Below are 26,904 nucleotides of genomic sequence, written 5' to 3'. Positions count from 1 at the left end.
TATTCTTAAATCAGTTGTCTTTTTCCAAGCCCAAGGCAATTAAAACTCGATGTTGTTTATGCGTACAACCCACGGGAGAACCTCTACGGAAACCTGGAAGTATGTCTCGGCCTCCTCGTCCGGATCATCAGGATTGTCATCGTCTGTCGGTGAGCCGAACTGGTTGATGTTAGTTACAGAGAGCTTGTATACATTGTTGCGTACAACGCCGAACTCCATCTCACCCATCACGTCATTGTTGCCGTTGTCGTCATGACGGTTGTAGTAGTGGTAGTAGACAGGATAGCAGCCTGCAACAGTATCATACTTGTATACGGTGAAGCCGTTCTCTTTAACATCCGAACCTTCGCCTGTCTTAGGTGTTATCGTAACAGTTGTAACAGCGTCATCGCCCTCACCGGTTGTAGTTTCCTCTGCAGTGAAACAGTTGTTGAAAGCTTCGGCAAGAGTTGATACGGGAGCGGCCTTCACTGCCTTGTAAACTGCTTTGATACCGCCATACATCACACCGTTGAACATATAGATATCCTCGTTGTCATTTACATTTTTAGCCAACAGAGAACCTGCAACGAGATTTATCTTACCCTTGAATACAACACCGGTCGTGATACCTTTCTTCTGGGCGGAATAACCGCCCTGTTTATCAGCGGGAATGGTATTCTCCGTCGCATAGCGCCAGATCTTATAGCCTTCATTGGCTGGGGCCTTTTCGTTATCCCAAGTTGTCGAGTGATTGTCGTCAATGGTGAGCTTTGAGAACTCTGTCCATTCGCGGTCACCGCCCCTCAATGCATATTGGAAATAGCTGCCAATACCGGTTTCGGTATTATTATTGGTAGAGACATAATTCTGGAATTTGTCAGCCATTGGACCTACAACCCACTGATAGTCCATACCGCCCTTGCCGGGGCATAGTGTGATATTCGCGTTAAGGCCGTTTGCGGAAGTACGCGGCAGATAATAATACTTTGTGGCAAGGTTGAAAAGTGCCATGTGGGTAAGCTCTACCTCACCTACAATAACATCTTCCTCTAAGTTATTCTCACCAAGCACTTTTGTCTTAATCTCATACTTGTTTCCTTTAACCTGCTTGTAGTCGAAACGTGCGGCTGCACGCACTACAGGTACTGTACCGAGGTCGAACGCTTTCTCCGGCTTGTTATATTCCGAAGCAAGCGCTGTAGCATCGGGGATATCTGCGGAGACAGTTTCTACGCTTGTCATCAGGAAACGGTTATTGGCCCAGATCTCAGCATCGAAATCGGCCACAAGGTCTGTAAAGCTTTTGTCCTCCACTTCAGGATCCTCAAGAGCATCTATAGCCCCGCGCAACGAACTTGTCGGGTTGGCGTATGCGAACACGCTTACCTTCGATCCGGCCTTTGCCGCAAGAGTGGCATTCTGGAATACAAGAGTATACTTTGGATTTACAGGACTCACACCGGTTCCGCCATTCAGCTGTCCGTCGCTGAGGCTGCTTGTCAGATACTTGTATTTGCCGTCTTCAGTTTTCTCTGCCAGAACGACAAGGATGGATCCGACGCTGTTCTCATAGTCCTTACCATACTCGTCACCGGCATTGCTGCCATCCAGTCCTTCGCCAGCACGTGTGCCTGTGGGAAGCTTCAGGGTAAGCGTGGCGTACACATCCCCCTCGCCACCGGCGGCACCACCGCCGTTGCCAAGAGACAGATCATCATCACTTGAGCAGGAGAAAAGGCCCATGACCAGACATCCCGCCAAAAGTTTTTTCAGATGTTTTTTCATTTTCTTTAAAATTTAATTAGTGAATATTTGAATTATAATCATTTTTTATATTTATATTACGTCCCGGTACATTTGTCATGAAGGAAGACATGGCTGTCACATTGCCCGTCCAGCCGGAACTGCCTTTTCCGTTGGCTGACAACATAGAAAGCATGGGGGGCAGGGTCATGCATATCCATCTTATGGCTACATATTCCCTTCCGTCCTGAGGATGTTGCAGAACTCCCTCAGGCACCGGCATGGCAAATACCGGACATCCGGCCTATTCATTGAAGTCCTTGTTGTATTCCTTCAACTCCTCCACCTGTTTGAGTGCCTCCTCCGCTCCGGCCATACCGGCATTGGCTGCCTCCCTGAACAGGACTATAGCCTCGTCGTAGCGGTCTGTCATTGCCGCATGCATGCCCTTGGCGTACAGCGCCTCGGGAGAGTTGCCGGCCTTTTCAAGATACCGCCCGGCGGCTTTCATGTCTCTGGCCGCCATGGCAGCGTTTGCCGCATTGATATTTGCCACAGGGTCACCAGGATACATAGCCACAGCGACTCTGAACGTGTTTATGAACTCCTCGCTGCCGGGACGCATGTCCTGCGCTGCCAGATACATCTCATTAAGGCTGAGCTTGCGCGGCTCCGTTTTCAGCAGGCGTTTGATTTCCTCTATGTCGGTGAACTTCCTGATGCGGTATCTCACCTTGTATTCCGAACGGCGCAGCCCCGGATACACGTTCTTAAGCAGGAAGCGGTAGTCGTCCGGATAGGCTTTCTTTATGAGAGCTTCCTTTCTGTCGGGATCCATGCCGGCACGTATGAGGGCGAGTATGCCGTCGCGGTTCTCGAGGAACGAGCCTTCAACGTATTTTTCCAGTCCGGCCCAGTCTTCAGGCTCGGCCTCCGTCCTCACCATTCCGTAAGGGAATCCGCAGTGCTCAACGATATATCTCTTGAGGGTCTCCGTACGTCCGTTGGCCAGATAGGTGTTGTGGCTGTAGGGGCTCTCGGGCGATGCATATCCCTTCACCGTGAGCGATGTGACGGTATAGTCCTTGTCGCTCTTCAGCGAGTCTATCGTGCGGCGTATTCTCTCCAGTTCAACGAGATTCTGCGGACGGGTATAGTCTATATTCGTCTTGTCTACTATAAATATAATATGTGCAGTGCGCTCGGCGGAGTCTTCCTTCACCTCCTGTGCCTTCGGTGTGACATATATCAGGTTAGGGACAAACTTCCTTGGTTCAAGATTACAAATACTAATCCTTCCCCTTTCCGGCTCGGCGCAGCATCCTCCACGCTCCCATCTGGCATCGAGCGAGGCCGTTGCCATCCACGGCTCATACGGCACCGTCACGTTATATCTTATGTTCTTCACCTCCGCATTATCCCGGTAGAGCATCGAGGCACTGTCCGGCAGACTGTGGTTCTTGCGGAGAAAATGATAGTAGCGGTTGCGCCCCGCCACGACCACAGACTGTAGCAGCACGCTGTCGATGCCGTTGCTTATCACGGGAGTAACCATCTCCTCCATGTTGCTCTTCACCTTGACCCGCGACAAGTCCATATCCATTGATATGAACATCTTTCCTCCCGAACGCAATTTCGACACGTTCGACACCTTTATATTCCCGGCCAGGGAGTCGGCGGCATTGCCTGAAACGGCGGACGCTCCGAAGCTCATGCCCCACGCACCGGCTGTGGCGGAGGCAGCCAGCACCATCAGCAGTGAAAATATCCTGATGCTTATATTTCTCATTTTCATAATCAATTCACTTTTGTGGGGTTAAAAACTATAGACAAGATTCACTGCAGCCTTGGTGGGGCCGAAATAGTTGTGCGACTTGTCTTCCTCAAGCTTCGTGCCGCAGTCGGCGCACGGGTACACGTCAAAACGCGTATATGTCCACCCCATTCCTATCTCAGCCTCTATATTCCAATACTTATTCAGTATCCATGAATACCCATATACCACCCCTAATCCTCCGAACCATCCCTGATAGCGTCTGTCGGAGAGCTTCGAGAAATCCGTGCCAAGGAATGACATGCCGTTCTTCAGGCCACCGAAGTTATACTTTCCTCCAAGGGCATGCATACCGACAAAATGACCCGTAAAACGGTCGCAAAACCAATAGCGTGCCTCCGGCTGGACCATTATGTGCTTCCACTTGCGCGAGTGGGACATCGTCCAACCCATATAGTTGCCGGAAAGGTCAAGGGTCCACTTTGGAGCCAGTCCGACCTCAACCCCTGCATTCATAATGGCAAGAGCATCGTAAGCCAAATTGGTCTTTACAACTACATTTTGGGATTTCATTGCCGGACAGAGCACTAAAAACCCTAATAAAATAATTAAGAAATTTCGTAACTTCATATCTCAATTTCCGATCGTCTTTAGTTCATAAAAATATCAAAAACAATTAAATATCTATCAATTTCTAAAACGTCTCTTATGCAGAGACGGAGCAATATCACACCTAATACGACATGGCAAACTTTACATGCCGTTCTCTCTCTGTCTCTTATGCAGAGACGGAGAATTAGGCTGCAAATATAACTATTTATATTAAATTATAAAACTTTTCACACAATAAATTATCAATTGTTTTGCAAAAAAACTAATTATAAGACAAAAAACACTGTTATATAACATTTTTCATCGTATCTCCGTCTCTGCATAAGAGACGGAGGAAAAACGAAAGACACATTTTATCAGGCATTCAACCACACATTATTATATATATATATCCGTTCTAATGACACACCGACAAGTAAGCCAAAGACAAGGATACACACAAAAGAATGGATATAAAATGACGGATGCCTGCTCCTACAAATGCCACACATACATCAATAACGTGATACTCAACACATTGTAAACTACAAATATATATTAAATGCTTGGCTATAACATTTCATTGCATTATCTTTGCATAAAATATCTTAAACCGTGTTTTCAATAAACGCTTCGCCCCATCATTATCAAAATGAATTTTGCCTCCGCGCATTCGGCCAGCAGCTTATTTATAACACATCTTACACATTGCGAAGCAATACCCCCTGAAATCGGGATCAAAACGCGACAAGACTATACCGTTGACAATGGCTCATGAATTCAGAATTACAGAACATTTACAATATTTGCAATGAGAAACAAACATTTCAAACGCATCCTACTGATGCTGACCTGCTTTCCTACAACAGGCACATTCGCCCAGACTACAGACGCCGGTCCCGCTACAGGATATTGCCTGGAGGCCAACATCGTGACCGACCGCACACTGTCATTCTCAACAGATGACGAAGGCTTAAGACTGCCCATACAATGGGGACTCGACACAGCATGGCCGGATGAAGGCAATATGCTCAGAGGCATTGCCTTCATAGGCAAGGAGAACCTAAGTATCGCACGTGGCTCGTTCCAACCCAGCGACCTTATTTCCAACGACGGCACATTATCGGAGGCACAAACAAAAGCATTGAACGAACGCCTGCGCCTCATCGGATTATCGGGAGTGAGAGACGTGGTGCTGAACTGCGACCACGAGGTGCTGAACCGCGACAACTATGTGGGCAAAGCCGAAGAATGGGCAAAACTCATCAGGGCTACGGCAGACTATGTCCAAAGACGCGGATATCGTGTCATCACCGTATCGCCTTTCAACGAACCCGACTATACACCATGGGGACAAGGTTCAAAAGACGACTTCAGGAATGTGGCCAGACTGTTGAAAGAAAGCCCTTTCTTCAACAACATCCGCGTGTCGGGAGGCAATACGCTGAACTGCGACGAGGCGCTGACATGGTTCAACTATATGGGCGACTATATAGATGAGGGAAACACCCATCAGCTTGCAGGCGACTTCAACCACTATGCCGATTTCTTCACCCAGGTGCGCAATGCAGGCAAATACGCCACTGCAGACGAACTGCATAATGTGATGGAAGCCATGGTGGGCGTGGAATACGGCATGCAGTCAGGAATATGGTGGGGCTTCGACGGACTGGCACGCGGCGAATTCTGCAAAGCCAGCTTCGGCCGGCGCCTGGCTTACAGCGAAGACCGCCCGCACTGGACCGCAGCATCCGTATACCGCTCTCCGGAAGGAAAGGTGCAGGCCTTCGGCGGCACATCCGAACGCCAGGCAAACAACTCAAGCTACAGGTTCGTATCAAAAGACCGCGACGTGTATTTCGACGGCTACGGACCGCAGCGCGAGTACATCATGGAGCTGCCCGGAGGAACGGGCTACCAAAAGGGGCAGACAAACGCAGAAAGAGTGGTAAACATCACATGGGGCGAAGACGTGCAGCCGGCACCGATAAACGGACGGTACATCATCATGAACAAGAACAGCATGAAAGTAATCTCCGTGCTCAAGGGGGCCACTAACGACGGTGCCGCAATCTGCCAAAACCAGTACAGCCAGAAAGACTACCAGCAATGGGACATAAAACCGGTAAGCTCACGCATCGGAGGCGACTTCAGCTACTTTACAATATCATGTGCCCGCGACGGGAAACAGCTCGATGTCAAGAACTGGTCGCTGACAAGCGGCACGGACATCATCCTATATGGTGGAGACATCGGTTCCAACGAACAATGGTATTTTGAATATGCCGGAGGAGGAGACTACTATATCGTAAGCCGCCACAGTAACCTGTGTCTGGAAATGGTGAACAACAGCAAAATTGAATCCGCCGTTGTACGACAGGCCGCGAAAAACGGAAAGGAAGGACAGAAATGGCGCATACTGCCTGTATGGGCCGCATGTGAGACCGACGCTCCGGCACGACCGGCCACACCCGAGGCTTACGGGCACCCGGCATCAGTGGAACTGCGCTGGAACGCCAACACGGAAAAAGACGTGGCGGGATACATGGTGCTGCGTGCAGAGAATAGAGACGCAGACGCCCCGGAATGGAACACCATAGGACGGAAGATACAAGGAACGTCATTCATAGACAACACCGTGGAGCAAGGCATCCAATACCTTTATAAGATAAAGGCAATAGACCAGTCAGACAACATTTCCGAAGCCTCAGAAGAAACGGCCGGAACCACTGACGGGACAAAGACAATGATAGCACGCCTTGATTTCGAAAACAACATGTACGACAGCACTGTAAACAGGTTTAACTGCTCACATTTCAAAGCCCCCGCGTTCGCGGAAGGGAAAACAGGCGACTACTGTCTGAACCTCGACGGTGGAAAAGACTATGTGCAGCTTCCCTACCAGTTGGGCAACATGGGCGAGATGACAATCTCGACATGGGTGAAATGGCGCGGCGGAAACAAATGGCAGAGAATTTTCGACTTCGGCAATGGTGAAGACCAGTATATGTTCCTTACTCCGAATAACGGCAGCGTGATGCGCCTTGCAATGAAGAACGGAGGCAGCGAACAGACTCTCGACTGCAACCGTCCGGAACTCAACAGCTGGACCCATATAGCCGTGGTTATAGGAAAAGAAAGCGTGGCGCTCTATGTCAACGGAAAGAAGGAGGCTGAAAGCACTGACATGACAATACGCCCGGCGGATTTCAAGCCGGTGCTCAACTATATAGGACGCAGCCAATACACATCAGACCCCATGCTATGCGCATACATAGATGATTTCAGGGTATACAACCACGCACTGTCACCCGCCGAGGTCATTGCATGTATGGAGAACGCGGCCGACGGTATTGAAAACATAACGGACAGAAGTGACGATATGCCTGCCGAATACTACTCACCGGGCGGCACACGCCTGCCGAATCCGCAGAAAGGAATGAACATCATCAGAAGACACATGCCGGACGGAACAACGGAGACCCATAAGGTCATCATAAAATAAACCGCAAACGGGATTGAAAATCAAGAAGAAAAGCCCCTCCTGACCTCCCCAAAAGGGGAAGCCTCTCCTAACAAGGGGGTGTGTAGAGAAACATTAGCGTATAGCCCAACCACGAATAGGGACATCGCTTTGCGATGTGTATGGTGTATATAATGAATTCGTGTGTGGTCGTTTGCCGCCTGACACCTGCCAAAGGCACGTCCCTACATGTTGGATGATTGTAATGAAGTACAATGTTCCGATAAACAAAATGAGAAATGAGAGACATTCCAGACTGTTAATTTATACAAAAAGACCGGATTGCCGGGAAATTTCAAAATATGTTTACATTTCCAATAGATATAAAATTCTCTTCCGATGAACATGCTATTCATGCTCAATGAATGGCATGTTCATCGACCGTGAATGGCCTGTTCATCAAGCATGAACAGGCCATTCATTTTTGGCATACTTCCCAACAGATGATAACGCCTTGTATCTCAATATGTTACAGGTTTTATAAAAATCCTCAAAACAAGACAAAATCGTTTTCTGAATTTTTATTACAAAAGAAGAGACTTTGACGTATTGTCCTTAAACACATCTAATCCGATTTACCGAAAACATTGGATTTCATTACAATCATCCAATATGTAGGGACGCACCTCCGGTTTGGCTGGTGAGCCGTAATATGGAACAATGCAAAAACAGAGCAACAAAAAAGGAGTAACTTACGTTACTCCTCTGTGCGCTTCAAGATGGGCTTGAACCAACGACCCCCTGATTAACAGTCAGGTGCTCTAACCAACTGAGCTATTGAAGCATTTTATGTTTGCAATTGCGATATTTCTTAATTGCGATGCAAAGGTATCAACTTTTTTCTAATCCTCCAAATATTTCAGCAAAAAAAATCGCAAAATCTTTATTTTTACACAAATTCTGTCTGTCGGATGGTGTTTTTACCGTTTAAAGGTGTAATTTTGCATCCATAAACAGCAGTTATAAATATATCATATAATGAAAAGAAAAACAACACTCCTTACAGTTCTTGCCACAGCCTGCATACTGGCCGCAGACGCCCAGAAGAAATCAGACCATAATTTTGAGGTGGCAAAGAATCTGGATATATTTAATAATATGTACAGGACACTCGACCTGATGTATGTTGACACAATAAACCCGGGAGAGGTCATAGGCAACGGAATAAAGGCAATGCTGAGGTCACTCGACCCTTATACGGAATATTATCCCGAAGAAAAGACAAAAGATCTGAAAATGTTCCTTACAGGAAAATATGCAGGAATAGGATCCGTTGTGAAATATCATCAAAAACTGAAGCGCGTGGTAATAAACGAGCCATACGCCGGAATGCCGGCAGCAGAAGCGGGGCTCAAAAAGGGCGACATAATACTTAGCATCGACGACACCACAATGACAGACAAGAACGTAAGTTATGTCAGCGAACACCTGAGAGGCGAGCCCGGCACGACTTTCGTACTGAAAGCGGAACGCCCGTCGACCGGCAAGGTTATGACCTTCAAGATAACACGTAAAAACATAAAAATGCCGGAGATACCATACTACGGCATGCGTGACAACAATATCGGATATATATGCTTCAACAAGTTTGTAGAAGGAAGCGCACGTAATATGCGCAACGCATACATAGACCTGAGGAAACAGGGCGCACGAAGCCTGATACTCGACCTCAGGGGCAACGGAGGCGGCTCGCTGTCGGAAGCAATAGACATTATAAACATGTGGATACCGAAGAATGTGACATTAGTGGAAACAAAAGGCAAGCTGAAACAGGCCAACAAGAACTACACCACACGACATGAACCCATAGACACGGTGATGCCCATTGTCGTGCTCGTGAACGACGAGACGGCCTCGGCAAGCGAGATTGCGGCAGGCTCGCTGCAAGACCTCGACAGAGGTATAATATTAGGTACGCGCACGTATGGGAAAGGACTCGTACAGCTGCCCATGGAGCTCCCATACAACAGCAACATGAAAATAACCACAAGCAAATACTATATCCCGAGCGGCCGGTGTATACAGGCCATAAACTACAAACACAGCCAGGGAGGATATAAAGAACACATTGCCGACAGCCTCACCCATGTGTTCTACACAAAAAACGGGCGTGAGGTCAGAGACGGAGGCGGAATAAAGCCGGACATAGAGATAAAGCCGGACACCATGCCGAACATAGCGATATATCTCGGCAACATCGACTCCACGGAAGTGATGTTCGACTATGTGGTGGACTACATTACGAAACACCCCACAATCGCATCTCCATCCGCATTCAAGCTTACGGACGCCGACTTCGAGGAATTCAGACAAAGAGTGATAAAAAGCGGATTCACATACGATCCCGTGAGCGAGAAACAGCTCGGAGAACTGGAAAAGCTGCTGAAGTTTGAAGGATATTACGAAGGTGCGAAAGATGAGTTCGAGGCATTGAAATCAAAACTGAAGCATGACATATCAAAAGACCTTGAACGAAATAAGGAAGTAATATGCAGGATGATAGAGCAGGATATAATATCGGCATACTACTATCAGAGCGGAAGCATCGAGGCAAGCCTGAATCATGACGAACAGATAAAAGAAGCGGAAAAACTGCTTACCGATCCGGACAGATACCGCAAACTTCTTACAAAAGACAAATAGTGCACAAGACATGCCGGATGACTTTGGGTTAAAAAAAAAGAAATTACCCGATAAATAACCGACATAAATAGTTTATATCATTGTTTTTCACTATCTTTGTGCCTTTAGAAGACATTTTAGATGTAAAAAGAAAACAAGTTTTAATTTTTAGATGAACGTAATTACGAAAACAGTTTCATTGCCTGACGGAAGAACCATCAGCATTGAGACCGGGAAAGTGGCAAAACAGTGCGACGGTTCTTGTGTGCTCCGTATGGGCAACACCGTACTTCTGGCCACCGTTTGTGCCGCAAAAGATGCAGTTCCCGGAACAGATTTTATGCCTTTGCAGGTAGACTACAGAGAACAGTATGCCGCTGCCGGACGTTTCCCCGGCGGATTCACAAAACGCGAAGGCAAGGCAAGCGACAACGAAATACTCACCTCACGTCTCGTAGACAGAGTGCTCCGTCCGCTTTTCCCCTCAAACTATCACGCAGAAGTTTATGTAAACGTGATGCTTCTATCAGCCGATGGCATAGACCAGCCTGACGCACTTGCAGGATTCGCGGCGTCAGCAGCCCTGGCTTGTTCAGATATCCCATTCGAATGTCCTATCAGCGAAGTACGTGTGGCCCGTGTAAACGGTGAATACGTTATCGATCCGACCTTCGAGCAGATGAAAGACGCCGACATGGACATCATGGTAGGTGCCTCGGCAGAAAACATCATGATGGTGGAAGGCGAGATGAAAGAAGTGTCGGAACAGGATATGATCGGTGCGCTGAAAGTGGCAATGGACGCCATCAAGCCCATGTGCGAGCTGCAGAACGAGCTGTCGAAGGAACTCGGCAAGGATGTCAAGCGCGAATACGACCACGAGGTGAACGACGAGGAGCTGCGCACCAGGATGAACGACGAACTCTACCAGAAAGCATACGATGTGACGAAACAGGCTCTCGAGAAGCATGCCCGTCAGGAAGCTTTCGACAAGATATTGGAAGACTTCAAGCAAGCTTACACAGAAGCTCATGCAGACATGTCTGAAGATGAACTCGAGGAAAAGGCCGCAATGATGGACCGTTACTATCACGATGTGATGCGTGACGCAATGCGCCGCTGCATACTCGATGAAGGCATACGCCTCGACGGCCGCAAGACTGACGAGATACGCCCGATATGGTGTGAGGTAAGCCCGTTGCCAATGCCCCACGGAAGCTCTATCTTCACACGAGGCGAGACACAGTCGATAACAACATGTACGCTCGGCACAAAGCTCGACGAGAAAATGGTAGACGATGTGCTGGACAAGAGCTACATGCGCTTCCTGCTGCACTACAACTTCCCGCCGTTCTGCACAGGCGAGGCCAAGGCCTCGAGAGGCGTGGGACGCCGTGAAATCGGCCACGGCCATCTGGCATGGCGCGCACTGAAAGGAATGATTCCCGAGGACTACCCGTACACCGTACGTCTTGTGTCACAAATATTGGAGTCTAACGGTTCCTCGTCTATGGCGACGGTATGCGCAGGCACACTCGCACTTATGGATGCCGGTGTTCCAATCGCGAAACCCGTATCCGGTATAGCAATGGGACTTATCAAGAACCCCGGTGAGGATAAGTATGCCGTGCTGAGCGACATTCTCGGTGACGAAGACCATCTCGGTGACATGGATTTCAAGACCACAGGTACGAAAGACGGTCTTACAGCCACACAGATGGACATAAAGTGCGACGGACTGAGCTTCGAGATTCTCGAAAAAGCCCTCATGCAGGCAAAACAGGGACGCGAGCATATCCTCGGCAAACTCACCGAAACAATCGCAGAACCGCGTGAGGACCTGAAACCGCAGGTTCCGCGTATAGTACAGATACAGATACCCAAGGAATTCATCGGTGCAGTAATCGGCCCCGGCGGCAAGATAATCCAGCAGATGCAGGAGGACACCGGCTCTACAATCACCATCGAGGAGACAGACGGTGTAGGCAAGGTGCAAGTCAGCGGCCCCAACAAGGAAAGCATCGACAGTGCCATTGCAAAGATTAAGGCTATCGTGGCCATACCTGAGGTCGGCGAGATATACGAAGGCACAGTACGCTCGATAATGCCATACGGATGCTTCGTAGAGATCATGCCCGGCAAAGACGGACTGCTTCACATCAGCGAGATAGACTGGAAACGCCTTGAGACAGTAGAGGATGCGGGAATAAAGGAAGGAGACAAAATCAGCGTGAAACTGATGGAAATCGACCCGAAGACCGGAAAATACAAACTCTCACACCGCGTGCTTGTTGAAAAGCCTGCCGACTATGTAGAGCGTCCCGCACGTCGTGAACGCCCCGATCGAGGCGAGCGCCGTCAGCGTCAGGAACATAACGACCGCAGACCGCGTCACGACCGAGGCGAGCGCCGGCCGAATCAGGAAACAAACAGTTTCAATGACGAGAACCGCGAGCCGAAGGATTTCAATGACTCTCTCGACCACATGGACTTCTGATAACGTGTGGACTAAGAACAAAAAACTCCGCCTTCATTTATCATGGAAGGCGGAGTTTTTCATATTGTCGGAACAACCCTAAAAGCTATTGAGCCAAGCCTTAAGGTCGAGAAGCATTTCTATATGATAGCGGAACGAAGGCATGAAACCCCATCCGTGACCGCCGGCAGGATATACGTATAATGAAGCCGGGACATCATGCCGGTAGCACTCCAGATAATAATTCACTCCATTCACGGGAAGCACGACATGATCGTCGTCACTCAACGCGATAAAAGCACGCGGAGTCACACGCGTAACCTGGATATCGCTGCTGTATTCCTGCTCTCTCTTTTTCTTTGGCGACGCGCCAAGGAAATTGTCATGCGAACCTTTATGGGTAAAACTCGGATCCATTGTAATCACCGGATAAAACAATATCTGGAAATTCGGAGCGGCATCACCTTTTGAACGCGTGGCAACAGTAGATGCAAGATGACCGCCGGCCGACGAGCCCATTATTCCGACCTTGGCCGGATCTATATTCCATTTCCTCGCATTACGGCGCACAAGACGCATGGCCTCCTCGGCATCCTCGACAGGAATACGCGGGTCACCTTTCGGCATCCTGTATTTCAATACCACAACGGCAATACCCATATTATTGAAAAAAGGAACCCAATCATGACCCTCATGTCCGGATGCAAGAACCTGATAGGCCCCTCCGGGACATATCACGACACAACGGCCGGTAGCCTTAAGGGCATTAGGCAGATAAACCCATACTTTTGCAGTATCACCGGATTTGCCTTTACCATGGGGAGGACCGTAAGGCCACAGGCTCATCTCCATAACGTTACTACCCGCCGCATAAGAAAACACGGCAACAAGACAAAGTACAAATAAAACAGCAGATTTCTTCATTACATTCTTTTTTATCTTTTTCTTTACTTTTTATCAGGCAATTGCTTGCAAAGATAAATATTTTTTTGTAATATTGCATCAAAATCAAAAGACTACACAGCAAGGTTAAACGATTTTTAATGATTCTGTTCTTCCGTAAGCTGATGAAGACATTATGATTTCTCACATTAATAACCCTTAAAAACCTATGAGCTTATGCATCCACTAAAAAAATTCGAGTATTGTCCTGTATGCGGAGACAGACATTTTGAAAACAACAGTGAGAAAAGCAAAAAGTGTGAAAACTGCGGATTTGAATTATTCGGCAATCCGAGCGCGGCGGTAGCGGCCTTCATTCTTAACGAGAAAAACGAGCTGCTGGTTGAGGAACGTGCAAAGAATCCGGCAAAAGGCACATTAGACCTTCCAGGAGGCTTTGCCGATATAAACGAAACGGCGGAAGAGGCCATAAAACGTGAAGTAAAGGAAGAGACAGGACTTGAAATCGAAAGCGTAAGCTACCTGTACAGCCTGCCGAACCTGTATCATTATTCCGATATGGATATCAATACCCTCGACATTTTCTTCAGATGCAGGGTGAAGGACGAATCTGTATTACATCCCGGGGACGACGCGAAAGCATGCAAATGGGTGTCAATAACGGAACTTCGGCCGGAACAGTTCGGACTTGAATCCGTAAGTCGCGCCATAAGGAAATTCATTGCAAGCAGAAATGTATTCTTCTAAAAAAACAAAAAAAAAGAATATATATAAGGTGTAAGATAACTTTTTTGCGTATTTTTGCAGCCTGAATAAAAAGATTATAAATCATAATATGCAAAAGAATCTGGTTATAGTCGAATCTCCTGCTAAGGCCAAGACCATTGAGAAATTTCTCGGTAACGATTATAAGGTCATGTCAAGCTATGGTCATATCAGAGACCTGAAGAAGAAGGAACTAAGCATAAACACCGATACCCTGCAACCCGATTACGAGATTCCGGAAGAGAAGGAAAAACTTGTAAAAGAGTTGAAAACAAATGCAAAAAAAGCAAAGAAAGTATGGCTCGCATCCGATGAGGACCGCGAGGGAGAAGCCATTTCATGGCATTTATGCGAGGTACTCGGACTTGATGAGGAAAAAACAAACCGTATAGTCTTCCATGAAATCACAAAACCGGCGATTCTTAATGCAATCCAGAATCCGAGGCGTCTGGATATGAATCTCGTAAACGCACAGCAGGCAAGACGCGTACTTGACCGACTGGTAGGATTCAAGCTCTCACCGGTATTGTGGCGTAAAGTGAAACCGGCACTGTCTGCCGGACGCGTGCAAAGCGTCGCTGTAAGACTTATTGTCGAACGTGAAAGGGAGATACAGGCATTCAAACAGGAAGTATATTACCGCGTTAACGGAATATTCGCGATTATAAACACCGACGGCTCCGCAAGTGAGGTACGTGCAGAACTCGGTACGAGGTTTAAAACCCATGAGGAAGTGACGGTATTCCTTGAAAAATGCAAGAACGCGGAATTCATAATAAACAGCGTAACGCAAAAACCGCTGAAGCGCACTCCCGCTCCACCATTCACAACATCGACGCTGCAGCAGGAAGCCGCAAGAAAACTCGGCTTCACGGTATCGCAGACAATGATGGTGGCACAACATCTGTATGAAAACGGACGGATCACATATATGCGTACCGACAGCGTAAACCTATCGTCATTATGCGTCAACGACAGTAAAAACGAAATCAGCAGACTATGGGGAGACAAATACAGCAAAACAAGAAAATACCATACTTCGTCAAAAGGAGCGCAGGAGGCTCATGAAGCGATACGCCCCACAGACATGACGGCCTCAACCATTGAAGGCACCGCACAGGAAAGACGTCTTTATGACCTTATATGGAAGCGTACTGTAGCATGCCAGATGGCTGACGCGGAAATAGAAAAGACAACAGTAAATATAAATGTCAGCGGGACCGATGAAGTGTTCATTGCAAACGGAGAGGTGGTGAAGTTTGACGGCTTCCTGAAAGTATACCGCGAATCGTATGACGATGACGAGCAGGAAAATGACAACACCAACATCCTGCCGCAGATGGAGAAAGGACAAAAGCTGCAAAGACGTGAAATCCTGGCAACAGAGAGATTCAGCCAGGGACCGTCAAGATATACCGAGGCAAGCCTCGTACACAAACTCGAGGAACTCGGCATCGGACGTCCTTCTACATACGCGCCTACCATAAGTACCATACAACAACGTGAATATGTTCACAAAGGCGACAAAAAAGGTGAAGAACGGCAATACAGGACCGACAGCCTGAAAGGACTGGTAATAACCCAAAAGACACGTAAGGAAACGGCCGGCAATGAGAAAGGCAAGCTTCTGCCGACCGACATTGGTATCGTAGTCAATGATTTCCTTATGAAATTCTTCCCGAATATCATGGACTACAACTTCACTGCCAAAGTGGAACGGAAGTTTGACGAGATTGCCGAGGGTAACGAAACATGGACAGACATGATGAAAGACTTTTACCGCGACTTCGAGCCCACCGTAGAAGAGACCATGAATTCGCGCTCGGAACATAAGGTCGGTGAAAGAGAACTCGGAACAGACCCGGCGACAGGCAAGCCGGTATATGTGAAAATCGGACGTTTCGGGCCCGTGATACAGATAGGTGCGGCCGATGACAAGGAGAAGCCGAAATTCGCACAACTGCCGGCCGACAAAGGCATGGAGACAATAACTCTTGACGAGGCATTGGAACTGTTCAAGCTGCCAAGAGAGATCGGAGAGTTTGAAGGCGAGAAAGTAATTATCGGTGCGGGACGCTTCGGGCCTTACGTACTACATAACAAGAAATATGTATCACTGCCTAAAAGCGAAGATCCTCTCACAGTGAATCTCGATACGGCAATAGAGCTGATAAAAGAGAAAAGAAACCAGGATAAGGCAAAACACATAAAGATATTCAGTGAAGACGCAGACCTGGAAGTGCTAAAAGGAAGATACGGCCCCTATCTGGCATATAACGGGAAAAACTACCGTCTGCCGAAAGACATGCACGACAGAGCGGACAAGCTCTCCTACAGTGAATGTATGGAGATAGTGAACACCGGTATGGCAAAAAAAGAAAACAAACAATAAGCCATTGGACATACGGACATTCCATATTATCAGGAAACAATTGCAAGAATAACGGCTGCAGAAGTATGGGAAGACAACCATACCTCTGCAGCTATAAACGTTTTTATAGAAACACGGAATCTCTCCCGAAACAGGCAACATCAATAAATGACAAGAATAATCATCATCGGCTATATGGGAGCCGGAAAAACCACAGTGGGCAAGGCACTTGCCAAAGAAACCGGACTTACATTCTATGACCTCGACTGGTATATAGAAAGCCGCATGAGAAAGAAGGTATCGCAGATATTCGCAGAACGCGGAGAAGAAGGGTTCAGAAAGATTGAGCACAATATGCTGCATGAAGTAGCTGAATTTGAGGACGTGATAATCAGCTGCGGAGGAGGCACCCCATGCTTCTACGACAACATGGAATATATGAACGGCCAAGGAAAGGTCGTTTACTTGAAAGCGTCGCCGGAAGTACTGCACAAACACCTGAAAATGGGAAAGACAGAAAGACCCCTATTGAAGGGAAAGACAGAAGAGGAACTCATAACATTCATCACCGAGCAGCTCGGCAAAAGAGAAACGTTCTACTCAAAAGCAAAATATTCGCTTGACGTGAACCTCATGGATGATTATGAGAAAATTAAAATAACGGTAAAAAAACTGAGAGAACTATTAGACATTTAATACGAATAACTATTTACGGTATTTAGCTTAACAATTATTGAAATGAAAAAATGGACTATTGAAGATTCCAAGGAACTCTACAACATCTCCGGCTGGGGCACTTCTTATTTCGGTGTCAACGATAAAGGCAACGTTTATGTAACTCCATGTAAAAACGATGCCCAGGTAGACCTAAGGGAGGTAATGGACGACCTTGCCTTACGTGATATCACATCACCTGTCCTGCTGCGTTTCCCGGACATTCTGGACAACAGGATTGAAAAAACTACAAGTTGCTTTAAAAAAGCGGCTGAAGAATATAAATTCAAAGGCGAGAACTTCATAATCTATCCCATAAAAGTAAACCAGATGCAACCCGTGGTGGAAGAGGTCATTAGCCACGGAAAGAAATTCAATCTGGGACTTGAAGCCGGATCAAAGCCTGAGCTTCATGCCGTTATAGCCGTCCAGTGTCAAAGCGACTCTCTGATAATATGCAACGGATATAAAGACCAGAGCTATATAGAACTTGCCTTGCTCGCACAGAAAATGGGCAAAAGGATATTTATCGTCATAGAAAAGCTTAACGAACTTGAAATAATAGCAAAAGAGGCAAAAAAACTTAACGTAAGACCGAATCTCGGCATACGTATAAAACTTGCATCCTCTGGAAGCGGCAAATGGGAAGACAGCGGAGGGGATGCAAGCAAGTTCGGACTTACAAGCGCAGAACTATTGGACGCCCTCGAACTTCTCGAGAAAAAAGGCATGAAAGACTGCCTCAGACTGATACATTTCCATATAGGAAGCCAGATAACGAAAATACGCCGCATACAGACAGCCCTAAGAGAGGCATCAATGTTTTACATCCAGCTCCACAAAATGGGATACAATGTCGACTTTGTTGACTGCGGAGGAGGATTGGGAGTAGACTATGACGGCACACGCTCGCCCAACAGCGAAAGTTCCGTTAACTATTCTATACAGGAGTATGTTAACGACTGTATCTATACATTCGTTGACGCAGCCGACAAGAACGGGCTTCCCCATCCGAACATCATCACAGAAAGCGGACGCTCGCTGACAGCCCATCACTCAATACTCGTAATCGACGTGCTTGAAACAGCGTCACTACCCAAAATGCCGGAAGAATTTGAACCGGACAATGACAGCCATCACCTTGTGAAAGACCTGTATGACATCTGGGACAACCTCAATCCGCGTACAATGCTTGAAGACTGGCACGATGCGGAAGACATACGGCAGCTGGCTCTGGAATCATTCAGCCACGGACTGCTCGACCTGAAGAACAGGGCCGAAATAGAAAAGATGTATTGGAGCGTATGCCAGGAGATAAACATTCTGGCAAAACATCTCAAACACACACCGGAGGAACTGATGAATCTCGACAAGCTACTTGCAGACAAGTACTTCTGCAACTTTTCGTTGTTCCAGTCCCTCCCCGACTCATGGGCAATAGACCAGATATTCCCAATTGTGCCGATACAGCGCCTCAACGAACGTCCCACACGCAGTGCGACAATACAGGATATTACATGCGACAGCGACGGAAAAATAACAAATTTCGTTACCAACCGCCTTAACTCACATATCCTTCCGGTGCATCCCCTGCACAAACACGAGCCCTATTATCTCGGAGTATTTCTTGTGGGAGCCTATCAGGAGATTCTCGGTGACATGCACAACCTGTTCGGCGACACGACTGCCGTACATATCAGCATGAAGGACAACAAGTATCACATAGACCAGGTGATAGACGGTGAAACCGTGGCAGAGGTGCTCGACTACGTGCAATATGACCCTAAAAAGCTTGTAAGACAACTTGAAATATGGGTAACGAAAAGTGTAAAGGAAGGAAAAATATCTCTTGAAGAGGGAAAAGAGTTTCTTGCCAACTACCGTTCGGGACTTTACGGATATACTTATCTTGAATAAAATAATCCCTAACAAAAAAACAATGAACAGTATTACTGTTGTAAAAGTGGGTGGAGCCGTTGTCGAGGATGACGCGCAACTGACAGACCTCCTGAAAGATTTCAGTGCCATAGAAGGCCGTAAGGTTCTGATACACGGAGGCGGACGCAAAGCGACAAAGCTCGCGGAAAAGCTCGGCATCGAGACAAACATGGTCAACGGACGCAGAATAACCGGCAAAGATATGCTTGATGTTGTAACGATGGTTTATGGAGGCCTTATAAACAAAACCGTCGTGGCACGCCTCCAGGCATGCGGAATGAATGCCTTGGGACTGACCGGAGCAGACATGGGAATAATCCGCTCCCGTAAGCGGCCGCTAAAAGACGGTATAGACTATGGATTTGTAGGTGATGTGGAAAACACCGACGGGAAAACACTAAGCATGCTTGTCGAGACCGGCATCATACCTGTCATAGCTCCCCTCACACATGACGGAAACGGCAATATTCTAAATACCAACGCTGATACAATAGCCGCGGAAACGGCAAAAGCCCTTGCCCGGCATTACGATGTAACCCTTATTTACTGTTTCGAGAAAAAGGGCGTTCTGTACAATCCGGATGACGAAGACAGCGTGATTCCGGTAATCACACGTGAAGACTTCCATAAGTTTGTGGAAGACGGAACCGTGGCCGGAGGAATGATACCAAAGATAGAAAATGCACTGAGCGCGATAGACTGCGGTGTAAAGGAGGTTATAATAACACTTGCCAAGGCCATTGACGGCAAACACGGAACCGTAATCCGTTAAAAAAACATCGTTCGCCTTCTTACAAAGGCCATACTTGTAATATTCAACATGGCAATGACACCTATTTTTTATTGTCATTGCCATGTTAAATATGATAAAATCACAAAATAACGGGATTTGCCTGTAACTTTTACGCTTCATATCCGTCATTTGGTTAGAGAGGATGAAGAAATACAATTTCCGTAACGACATTCTGCCATTGAAGAATGAGCTTTATCAACTTGCTCTCCGCATAACTCTCAATGATGCGGAGGCTGAGGATGTTGTGCAGGAAACCATGATAAAAGTGTGGAACAGGCGCGACAGTTGGGAAACGATAGAATCAATAGAAGCGTTTTGTCTTACAATATGCCGCAACCTGTCGCTCGACAAGATAAGAAAGACAGAAAATCAGAATCTGTCGCTCGACAATAATGCCGACAACAGTTTTCCCGCAGACAACTCATATTCATCCAACCCCGAGGAACAGACCGTCCAACAGGACAGATTGCAACTTGTGAGAACACTCATAGGACAACTGCCTGAAAAACAGCGGAGCGTCATGCAACTGCGTGATTTCGAGGGGAAGAGTTATAAGGAAATAGCTCAAATTCTTGAGATTAGCGAAGACCAGGTAAAAGTAAACCTGTTCAGAGCCAGACAGACAATAAAGAAAAAGTTTATAGAAACAGAGAATTATGGACTATAAGTATATTGAACAGCTTTTGGAGCGATATTGGCAGTGTGAGACTTCCGTCGAGGAAGAAGAAATCCTGCGTACTTTTTTCAGCCAGAAAGAGGTTCCTGCCATGTTTCTCAGATATCGCGATTTGTTTGTTTACGAGCAAAAAGCCAAAACGGAAAAGCCGCTTGGCGATGACTTTGATGCAAAAATAATGGCTATCATTGAAAAAGAAACGCCTGTAAAGGCCCGTACAATAACACTACGGAACCGATTCATGCCCTTATTCAAAGCTGCGGCCGTTGTGGCCATCATAGTGACATTAGGCAATGCCGCACAACTCTCAACGTCACATGAGCAGAATGACGAGGAAATAAACTATTCCGACTACAAAGACACCTATAAGGATCCTGCCACCGCGTACGACAAAGTACATAATGCACTTGAACTTGTATCGGAAGGATTCAGCATGGCAAACGTATCGGACACCACAGCAACACAAAACATAACCGAAGACATTTCTAATATCAATAAATGAAAAAAGGTATCTGTCTTATAATTGCCGCAACAATAGCGCTTGGACTGTCAGCACAACGCAGCCTTGACTTTGCATCAAAGTTCATGCAGAAATATAAAGACAGCACCTTTGTGACCTGTATAACCGTCAGTCCAAAGATGATGGAACAGATTGCCAAAAGAACGGAACAGAACAAAAAGGAAGAGACCGGGCATATAATACAGGTCATAAGCAAGCTCAAAAGCGCAAGAATCATCACCGCTGATAACCACTGCAACGACTGTTACAGAACAGCAGAGAGCCTATTGAAAAGAAACAGACAAAGATTCGGACATTCGCAAAGCTATAACAGCGAGCATGCCCACGGCACTTTCTATACAAGAAAGAACAAAAAGGGAAGCATCATCGAGCTTGTGATGCTGCATGAAGACAAGAAAACAGACCGGCTTACCATCGTTAATCTGACCGGTAATATAGACAATGAGTTTATGGACGGTCTCATAAAAGCTTTCGGAGAACGTGGGTTAAAGCCATGACAAAAGATAATTTCTATGCTATTTCTATAATAAATCATGTTTAGTAAAACAAAAAAACGAAACTGTGAAGTTTCATTTCTCTCAAATTTTTCATAACATACTAACGTTGAGAGCCGCTCCTGGAGATTAATCAGAAGCGGCTCTCTTTATATATCAATCATACTCCTATATCCTTTTCAGTCTCATATTAAGCTGGAATAATGCAGGAAGCAGAAGACACAGGCTGAACACTACGGCAAGGATTACTCTCGTATTGCTTCCATTGAACAAAACAATGAGCGGAATATCCGGATCCGGCATTATATTGCATAATATATATGCTATAGTGTTATTTACCCAGTGATATGCCACTCCGGGCACAATGCTGCCTGTACGCCAATACATCCATCCTAAAAGCAAGCCTACAATAAACGCATGCGGCATTTGGGCCGGATTGCCATGGACAATGGCAAACAGAACAGAAGAAACCGCTATTGCGGCCCAATGGCCGCGAAAAGCCTTCAATAAAGACTTAAGCACCGCTCCACGGAAAACAATCTCCTCAACGACAGGAGCCAAAAGGCCTACAGCCAGGTATCCCCATGGGCTTCTCATGATCATAGTAAACTCTGGAAGCATTACATTAGGCAACTCAGGAAGTTGCTCCTGTAGCCACGCGGAAGGAATGACAGCTCCTGCCGCAGCTATGAAACACCAAAACAACACTCCCCATGGAGAAGAGCGCATATAGCTCCTGTCTATCTTGCACCACCCGGCAAAGATAAACACAACAAGTGTGATTGCCGCAGCCGCACTCATCGAAACAATAAGCATATTCGCCGTTATATCACCATTACCGGCAATGAGCTGCCATATTTTCTGTATGCCGGAAGTAACACAAAGCTGTATACCTACAAACACAAGCAAATATACTATAACATTCTTCATATCCTGATATATATTTGTTTTCATAAAACTACTCTTATTCATAACCGACTATTCCCCGAAACAGGCTTCCGCCATCTCCTTGTCCTTACGCAACTGGCCTATAAGCTCTGCCGGACTTCTGAACTTCTTCTCCGACCTGAGACGCCGGACAAACGACACTGCCATACACTCTCCATAAATATCACCGCAAAAACGAAACAAATGCACCTCAAGCGTCATACGGTTGCCATCAAACGTAGGCCGCATGCCGATATTCATCATCCCGTTCCTGTATTCTCCACTATCAAGCCTGACCCTCACGGCATACACACCGGGAGACGGTATAAGCTTACGTGGTTCCAACACCACGATATTGGCTGTAGGAAAACCGAGTTCCGTGCCCACATGTTCTCCATGTATCACTCTTCCTACAATAGTATACGGATACCCGAGACATCGCTCCGCCATTTCCACCTCACCTTCCATGAGGAACGAACGCACAACAGAAGAACTGATACTCACCTCCTCCATTACATACGGTTTCCACTGCCGCACCTCTACATCCGTTTCCCGCCCGTAACGCACATAATCTTCAAACCCCTCGGAACGGTTGTGGCCGAAACGGTTGTCATAACCGACTATAAGCGTTCTGACATTTATACGTGCGGAAAGAATATCGCTTATAAAGTCACGTGCGGACAAACCAGCCATCTTTTCTGAAAACGGAAGCACCACACAATTATCCATGCCGGTTTTTGACAAAAGAAAGACCTTTTCTTCAAGTGTACTCAGCAATCGTGGTTGAAAATCGCTGTTCAAGATCTCACGCGGATGCCTGTCAAACGTTATGACAGTAGATTCAATACCTTTCTCATGAGCCATTTCCGACACATGCCCGAGCAAGAAACGGTGACCGCGATGGACTCCGTCAAAGAAGCCGATTGTAGCGACACAAGGCTGTAAATCCGCAATATCATCGGCAAACATTATTGTCTTCATAGAACCAAACTCATATCCATGCCCTTACATCAGGCATTATATATTTTTTTCTTATTAACCATACGTGACACAAATCTCATCAGTTCACCGATAACCATTACCGGAGACGTCAGCAATATTATCCACATCCATGTTTCCATGTCCAACGGTTCCGTGCGGAACATCTTGCCGCCAAACGTCACTATGAGCCACTGGCCGGCAAGTATCATCACCAACACGGCAAACAAGCCGCGGTCAGAAGTGAAGCCGCAAAATGCAGAACGGTTGGAGCCTAACGACTTTGCGTTAAACAGATTCCACCATTGAAGCATCACAAATACAGTGAAGAAAACGGTAAGCTCGCGAACTGATATTCCTTTTATATTATGCTCAAAATAATAAAGCATCACTATCATTATTCCAAACAGACAAAGGCCTACACAGCCTATAGCCCACCCCATATTGCGGTTAATGATAAAATCAGTCTGCCTCCTCGGCTTTTCCTTCATTACCTCCGTTTCCGGCGGCAATGACGCTAAAGCCATGGCGGCAAAAGTATCCATTATCAGGTTAACCCACAACATCTGGGTGATTGTAAGCGGAAGTTCCGTGCCTATAAACGCTCCGCCAAGAACAAGCAGCAGAGCCGTGACATTCACAACAAGCTGGAAAAAAATGAATCTTTGTATATTCACATAAAGGGAACGGCCCCACTGCACTGCCTTTACAATACTTGCAAACGAATCGTCCAACAATGTCATGTCACTCGCGTTCTTTGCAACGCTTGTGCCCGAACCGAGCGAAAGCCCCACATGGGCATGGTTCAATGCCGGAGCGTCATTAGTGCCGTCACCGGTGACAGCCACCACCTCTCCCCGTCTCTGCAACATCGTCACAAGCCTTTGCTTGTCCGCCGGACGCGCACGGCTCATAACCCTTATCACCGGCGCACGCTGATAAGCCTCTTCATCGGAAAGCGACGCGAAATCCATGCCTGTTATCTGTGCCCCGTCCGGAAGACGGTCGGACCATACACCTATATGCCTTGAAATCTCAACGGCTGTGGCAGAAGTGTCTCCCGTAACCACCTTCACGTCTATTCCTGCCCTGCGACACTGCATGACAGCCTCCGGCACTTCTTCACGCAAAGGGTCCGTTATGGCTGCAATTCCCTGATATGTAAGATTCTCAGGATGTCTTATATCATACATACCGTCATCGGTCAATCTCCTGCAGGCGAAACACAGAGTACGCATAGCCTTGCTCTGATAGCCGTAAAGCCGGCGGTTTATCAATACGCGCTCTTCCTTTGACATGTCACAGAATCCCATAACAATCTCCGGAGCTCCCTTTACAAACAAATATCTCGTGCCGTCAACCCTGGCAATTGAAGCCATGAACTTATGCTCGGTGGAAAACGGCAGCTGACGCTCCATGACGCATTCCCTTCGTATGCGCTCATAGTCTGCTCCCTCTCCTGCCGTCCATACAAGAATGGCGGCCTCAGTAGGATTTCCTATGTTTTTTGAACCGCTTATATCAGCGGTGGTATTTATTGCGATTGCCTTTATGAGCAAGTCTTTGTCGCCTTCCACGCTCATCTCGCTTACCTGCATTTTATTTTGAGTGAGCGTTCCCGTCTTATCGGTACATATCACAGTCACCGCACCCATAGTCTCACAGGCATGCAGCTTCCTTACAAGATTGTTACTCTTCAGCATACGCCTCATATTCAGGGCAAGAGCCAGGGTGACGGCCATAGGAAGTCCTTCCGGCACTGCCATAACAATGAGTGTAACAGCCATCATGAAATATTTAAGAACAATTTCTGCCATAAGCAGATAATTATCCGTCTCCCATACCGGTTTTGTCATTATATCATGAATAAGGAAACCGGCAAACGCGGCCACTGCCACGCCAGAGCCAACCTTGCTTATAAGTCCGGCAAGCCGGTCGAGCTGCATATTCAGCGGTGTCTTGACTGCCGTTATCTCAGTCGAGTGCCTCGCAACCTTTCCTATCTCAGTCGCATCGCCCACGGCCGTAACCTCCATACGCCCGCTGCCGTTCATCACCAATGTTGAACGCAGCACCACATTCGGCGGATATGCGGTACCGGCTTCAGCCGCATCCACAGATTTAGAGGTCACAGGCTCACCGGTAAGCGCACTTTCGTCTATCTGAAGGTCTATTGCCTTGAACAGTATTCCGTCGGCCGGCACCTCATCGCCTATGGCGAGCAACACCACGTCTCCCACGACGACATCCCTGCGCGGAATCTCACACACCCTACCCTCGCGAATCACCTTCACCGGAGATTCCTCGCCAAGAGCTGTAAGTACATCGAATTTCTTTGCTGCGTCACGCTCAAAATAAAAGCCTACCGTAGTGGCAAAGAATACGGCAAGAAAGATTCCTATGGTCTCGATAAAATCTTTCTCTATAAAGGCAAGAACCAGAGATATTACAGCGGCAACAAGAAGAATCTTAATTATAGGATCATTATACTTATCGATATAAAGCTTCCACATGGATGCCTTTTTCTGCGCAGTAAGCATGTTTTCACCATACCTCCCGCGACTTTCCTCCACCTGATCTGCAGAAAGTCCGTTATAATCTCCCTTTTTCCCCATTTATATACTTTATTGTTAACCACTCTGTCTTAACAGGCATATATGTTTGGTCCAATACCATATAAATAATGTATGCCTATTTATTGCAAAGTTACACTAAAGTTATAGAAAACACGTAACGCAAAGCCTAATATTGGATTTATTTGTTCTTTTTTACAAAAAATATTTGGATATTTCACAAATATTCCATACCTTTGCACACGAAATCAATCAAACGTTGATGTTCAGGGCTTTTAGCTCAGTTGGTTAGAGCAACAGACTCATAATCTGGAGGTCCTAGGTTCAAGCCCTAGATGGCCCACTGAACGGTCGGAAACATTTTGTTTCCGACCGTTTTTTTATCTGTTAATCCTGCCTCCCATTTCTGACACACATATAGAAGAAAGGAGGGCTCACCCGCCAAACCATGGGGATTAAGCATATAGCCTTGTAAGTCTGAAAAGAAAGAACTTAATGTCTGTCACCCCTCTTAAAGCAGCCCTGAAAGCCTTGATTTTTG

18 protein-coding genes and 2 tRNA genes are annotated in these 26,904 nt (G+C 46.9%); 12 read left to right on the top strand and 8 right to left on the bottom strand.

Translation table 11 applies throughout. The features are described 5' to 3' along the window. Nucleotides 1–39 precede the first annotated feature (39 nt). From HPS56_RS09365 to HPS56_RS09355, 3 genes are all read right to left on the bottom strand, one after another. Entirely contained in the window at nt 40–1,767 is a 1,728-nt protein-coding gene (locus tag HPS56_RS09365) for an Mfa1 family fimbria major subunit (protein ID WP_172275881.1), read from the bottom strand. 262 nt (nt 1,768–2,029) lie between these two features. Next, nucleotides 2,030–3,520 carry a DUF3868 domain-containing protein gene (locus tag HPS56_RS09360; protein WP_253952438.1) on the bottom strand — a complete coding sequence of 497 codons (1,491 nt, stop codon included), beginning with the start codon at nt 3,518–3,520 and terminating at the stop codon, nt 2,030–2,032. Between the two features lie 21 nt (nt 3,521–3,541). Then, nucleotides 3,542–4,129, bottom strand: a complete 588-nt coding sequence (locus HPS56_RS09355) for a DUF3575 domain-containing protein (RefSeq protein ID WP_172275880.1) — start codon at nt 4,127–4,129, stop codon at nt 3,542–3,544. Between the two features lie 772 nt (nt 4,130–4,901). Between HPS56_RS09355 and HPS56_RS09350 the strand changes: the two genes are divergently transcribed. Next, complete coding sequence (locus tag HPS56_RS09350; protein ID WP_172275879.1) at nt 4,902–7,595, top strand: LamG-like jellyroll fold domain-containing protein; 2,694 nt, start codon at nt 4,902–4,904, stop codon at nt 7,593–7,595. Nucleotides 7,596–8,323: 728 nt separating this feature from the next. On the opposite strand, the gene HPS56_RS09345 is transcribed toward HPS56_RS09350, so the two are convergent. Continuing rightward, nucleotides 8,324–8,397, bottom strand: a tRNA-Asn gene (locus HPS56_RS09345). 194 nt (nt 8,398–8,591) lie between these two features. On the opposite strand from HPS56_RS09345, the gene HPS56_RS09340 reads away from it, so the two are divergent. Beyond that, a complete protein-coding gene (locus HPS56_RS09340) occupies nt 8,592–10,256 on the top strand; it encodes a S41 family peptidase (protein WP_172275878.1) in 1,665 nt (554 codons plus the stop codon). Nucleotides 10,257–10,407: 151 nt separating this feature from the next. Continuing rightward, nucleotides 10,408–12,732: a polyribonucleotide nucleotidyltransferase gene (gene pnp / locus HPS56_RS09335; RefSeq protein ID WP_172275877.1), complete on the top strand. Its 2,325-nt coding sequence runs from the start codon at nt 10,408–10,410 to the stop codon at nt 12,730–12,732. 78 nt (nt 12,733–12,810) lie between these two features. On the opposite strand, the gene HPS56_RS09330 is transcribed toward pnp, so the two are convergent. Beyond that, nucleotides 12,811–13,635: an alpha/beta hydrolase gene (locus HPS56_RS09330; protein WP_172275876.1), complete on the bottom strand. Its 825-nt coding sequence runs from the start codon at nt 13,633–13,635 to the stop codon at nt 12,811–12,813. Between the two features lie 195 nt (nt 13,636–13,830). Here HPS56_RS09330 and HPS56_RS09325 point away from each other — a divergent pair, with 195 nt between their 5' ends. The 8 genes from HPS56_RS09325 to HPS56_RS09290 all read left to right on the top strand — a co-directional run bounded on the left by HPS56_RS09325 (nt 13,831) and on the right by HPS56_RS09290 (nt 21,888). Continuing rightward, entirely contained in the window at nt 13,831–14,361 is a 531-nt protein-coding gene (locus tag HPS56_RS09325; RefSeq protein WP_172275875.1) for an NUDIX hydrolase, read from the top strand. Between the two features lie 88 nt (nt 14,362–14,449). Continuing rightward, nucleotides 14,450–16,771 (top strand): type I DNA topoisomerase, encoded by a 2,322-nt coding sequence (topA, locus tag HPS56_RS09320; protein WP_172275874.1) that lies wholly within the window; start codon nt 14,450–14,452, stop codon nt 16,769–16,771. Nucleotides 16,772–16,918: 147 nt separating this feature from the next. Beyond that, entirely contained in the window at nt 16,919–17,446 is a 528-nt protein-coding gene (locus tag HPS56_RS09315; protein ID WP_172275873.1) for a shikimate kinase, read from the top strand. A 42-nt stretch (nt 17,447–17,488) separates the two neighbouring features. Next, nucleotides 17,489–19,381: a biosynthetic arginine decarboxylase gene (speA, locus tag HPS56_RS09310; RefSeq protein ID WP_172275872.1), complete on the top strand. Its 1,893-nt coding sequence runs from the start codon at nt 17,489–17,491 to the stop codon at nt 19,379–19,381. Between the two features lie 22 nt (nt 19,382–19,403). Further along, nucleotides 19,404–20,174, top strand: coding sequence for an acetylglutamate kinase (gene argB / locus HPS56_RS09305; protein ID WP_172275871.1), 771 nt, complete (start codon nt 19,404–19,406; stop codon nt 20,172–20,174). A 163-nt stretch (nt 20,175–20,337) separates the two neighbouring features. Continuing rightward, nucleotides 20,338–20,862, top strand: coding sequence for a GFO_1088 family ECF-type sigma factor (locus tag HPS56_RS09300; RefSeq protein ID WP_172275870.1), 525 nt, complete (start codon nt 20,338–20,340; stop codon nt 20,860–20,862). Continuing rightward, entirely contained in the window at nt 20,852–21,373 is a 522-nt protein-coding gene (locus tag HPS56_RS09295) for a PG0215 family putative anti-sigma factor (RefSeq protein WP_172275869.1), read from the top strand. The genes HPS56_RS09300 and HPS56_RS09295 overlap by 11 nt, the downstream gene beginning before the upstream one ends. After that, nucleotides 21,370–21,888, top strand: a complete 519-nt coding sequence (locus tag HPS56_RS09290) for a DUF4252 domain-containing protein (protein WP_172275868.1) — start codon at nt 21,370–21,372, stop codon at nt 21,886–21,888. Before HPS56_RS09295 ends, HPS56_RS09290 begins: the two co-directional genes overlap by 4 nt. A 165-nt stretch (nt 21,889–22,053) precedes the next feature. On the opposite strand, the gene HPS56_RS09285 is transcribed toward HPS56_RS09290, so the two are convergent. From HPS56_RS09285 to HPS56_RS09275, 3 genes are read right to left on the bottom strand one after another with little or no spacing between them, the layout of a single operon-like run. Next, entirely contained in the window at nt 22,054–22,839 is a 786-nt protein-coding gene (locus HPS56_RS09285; protein ID WP_172275867.1) for a CPBP family intramembrane glutamic endopeptidase, read from the bottom strand. A 24-nt stretch (nt 22,840–22,863) separates the two neighbouring features. After that, entirely contained in the window at nt 22,864–23,793 is a 930-nt protein-coding gene (locus HPS56_RS09280) for a bifunctional riboflavin kinase/FAD synthetase (RefSeq protein ID WP_172275866.1), read from the bottom strand. A gap of 29 nt (nt 23,794–23,822) precedes the next feature. Beyond that, nucleotides 23,823–26,405 (bottom strand): calcium-translocating P-type ATPase, PMCA-type, encoded by a 2,583-nt coding sequence (locus HPS56_RS09275; RefSeq protein ID WP_172275865.1) that lies wholly within the window; start codon nt 26,403–26,405, stop codon nt 23,823–23,825. Nucleotides 26,406–26,632: 227 nt separating this feature from the next. On the opposite strand from HPS56_RS09275, the gene HPS56_RS09270 reads away from it, so the two are divergent. Next, nucleotides 26,633–26,706: transfer RNA gene (locus tag HPS56_RS09270), tRNA-Ile, on the top strand. The last annotated feature ends 198 nt before the right edge of the window (nt 26,707–26,904 follow it).

The organism is Xylanibacter muris (assembly GCF_013166605.1).
GTDB classification, from domain to species: domain Bacteria; phylum Bacteroidota; class Bacteroidia; order Bacteroidales; family Bacteroidaceae; genus Prevotella; species Prevotella muris.
This window is presented reverse-complemented; position numbering and strand designations above follow the sequence as displayed.

Bases quoted from the DNA above. Each gene is read 5' to 3' on its own strand.
- HPS56_RS09365 (WP_172275881.1), bottom strand. From the start codon at position 1,767: ATGAAAAAACATCTGAAAAAACTTTTGGCGGGATGTCTGGTCATGGGC.
- HPS56_RS09360 (WP_253952438.1), bottom strand. From the start codon at position 3,520: ATGAAAATGAGAAATATAAGCATCAGGATATTTTCACTGCTGATGGTG.
- HPS56_RS09355 (WP_172275880.1), bottom strand. From the start codon at position 4,129: ATGAAGTTACGAAATTTCTTAATTATTTTATTAGGGTTTTTAGTGCTC.
- HPS56_RS09350 (WP_172275879.1), top strand. From the start codon at position 4,902: ATGAGAAACAAACATTTCAAACGCATCCTACTGATGCTGACCTGCTTT.
- HPS56_RS09340 (WP_172275878.1), top strand. From the start codon at position 8,592: ATGAAAAGAAAAACAACACTCCTTACAGTTCTTGCCACAGCCTGCATA.
- pnp (WP_172275877.1), top strand. From the start codon at position 10,408: ATGAACGTAATTACGAAAACAGTTTCATTGCCTGACGGAAGAACCATC.
- HPS56_RS09330 (WP_172275876.1), bottom strand. From the start codon at position 13,635: ATGAAGAAATCTGCTGTTTTATTTGTACTTTGTCTTGTTGCCGTGTTT.
- HPS56_RS09325 (WP_172275875.1), top strand. From the start codon at position 13,831: ATGCATCCACTAAAAAAATTCGAGTATTGTCCTGTATGCGGAGACAGA.
- topA (WP_172275874.1), top strand. From the start codon at position 14,450: ATGCAAAAGAATCTGGTTATAGTCGAATCTCCTGCTAAGGCCAAGACC.
- HPS56_RS09315 (WP_172275873.1), top strand. From the start codon at position 16,919: ATGACAAGAATAATCATCATCGGCTATATGGGAGCCGGAAAAACCACA.
- speA (WP_172275872.1), top strand. From the start codon at position 17,489: ATGAAAAAATGGACTATTGAAGATTCCAAGGAACTCTACAACATCTCC.
- argB (WP_172275871.1), top strand. From the start codon at position 19,404: ATGAACAGTATTACTGTTGTAAAAGTGGGTGGAGCCGTTGTCGAGGAT.
- HPS56_RS09300 (WP_172275870.1), top strand. From the start codon at position 20,338: ATGAAGAAATACAATTTCCGTAACGACATTCTGCCATTGAAGAATGAG.
- HPS56_RS09295 (WP_172275869.1), top strand. From the start codon at position 20,852: ATGGACTATAAGTATATTGAACAGCTTTTGGAGCGATATTGGCAGTGT.
- HPS56_RS09290 (WP_172275868.1), top strand. From the start codon at position 21,370: ATGAAAAAAGGTATCTGTCTTATAATTGCCGCAACAATAGCGCTTGGA.
- HPS56_RS09285 (WP_172275867.1), bottom strand. From the start codon at position 22,839: ATGAAAACAAATATATATCAGGATATGAAGAATGTTATAGTATATTTG.
- HPS56_RS09280 (WP_172275866.1), bottom strand. From the start codon at position 23,793: ATGAAGACAATAATGTTTGCCGATGATATTGCGGATTTACAGCCTTGT.
- HPS56_RS09275 (WP_172275865.1), bottom strand. From the start codon at position 26,405: ATGGGGAAAAAGGGAGATTATAACGGACTTTCTGCAGATCAGGTGGAG.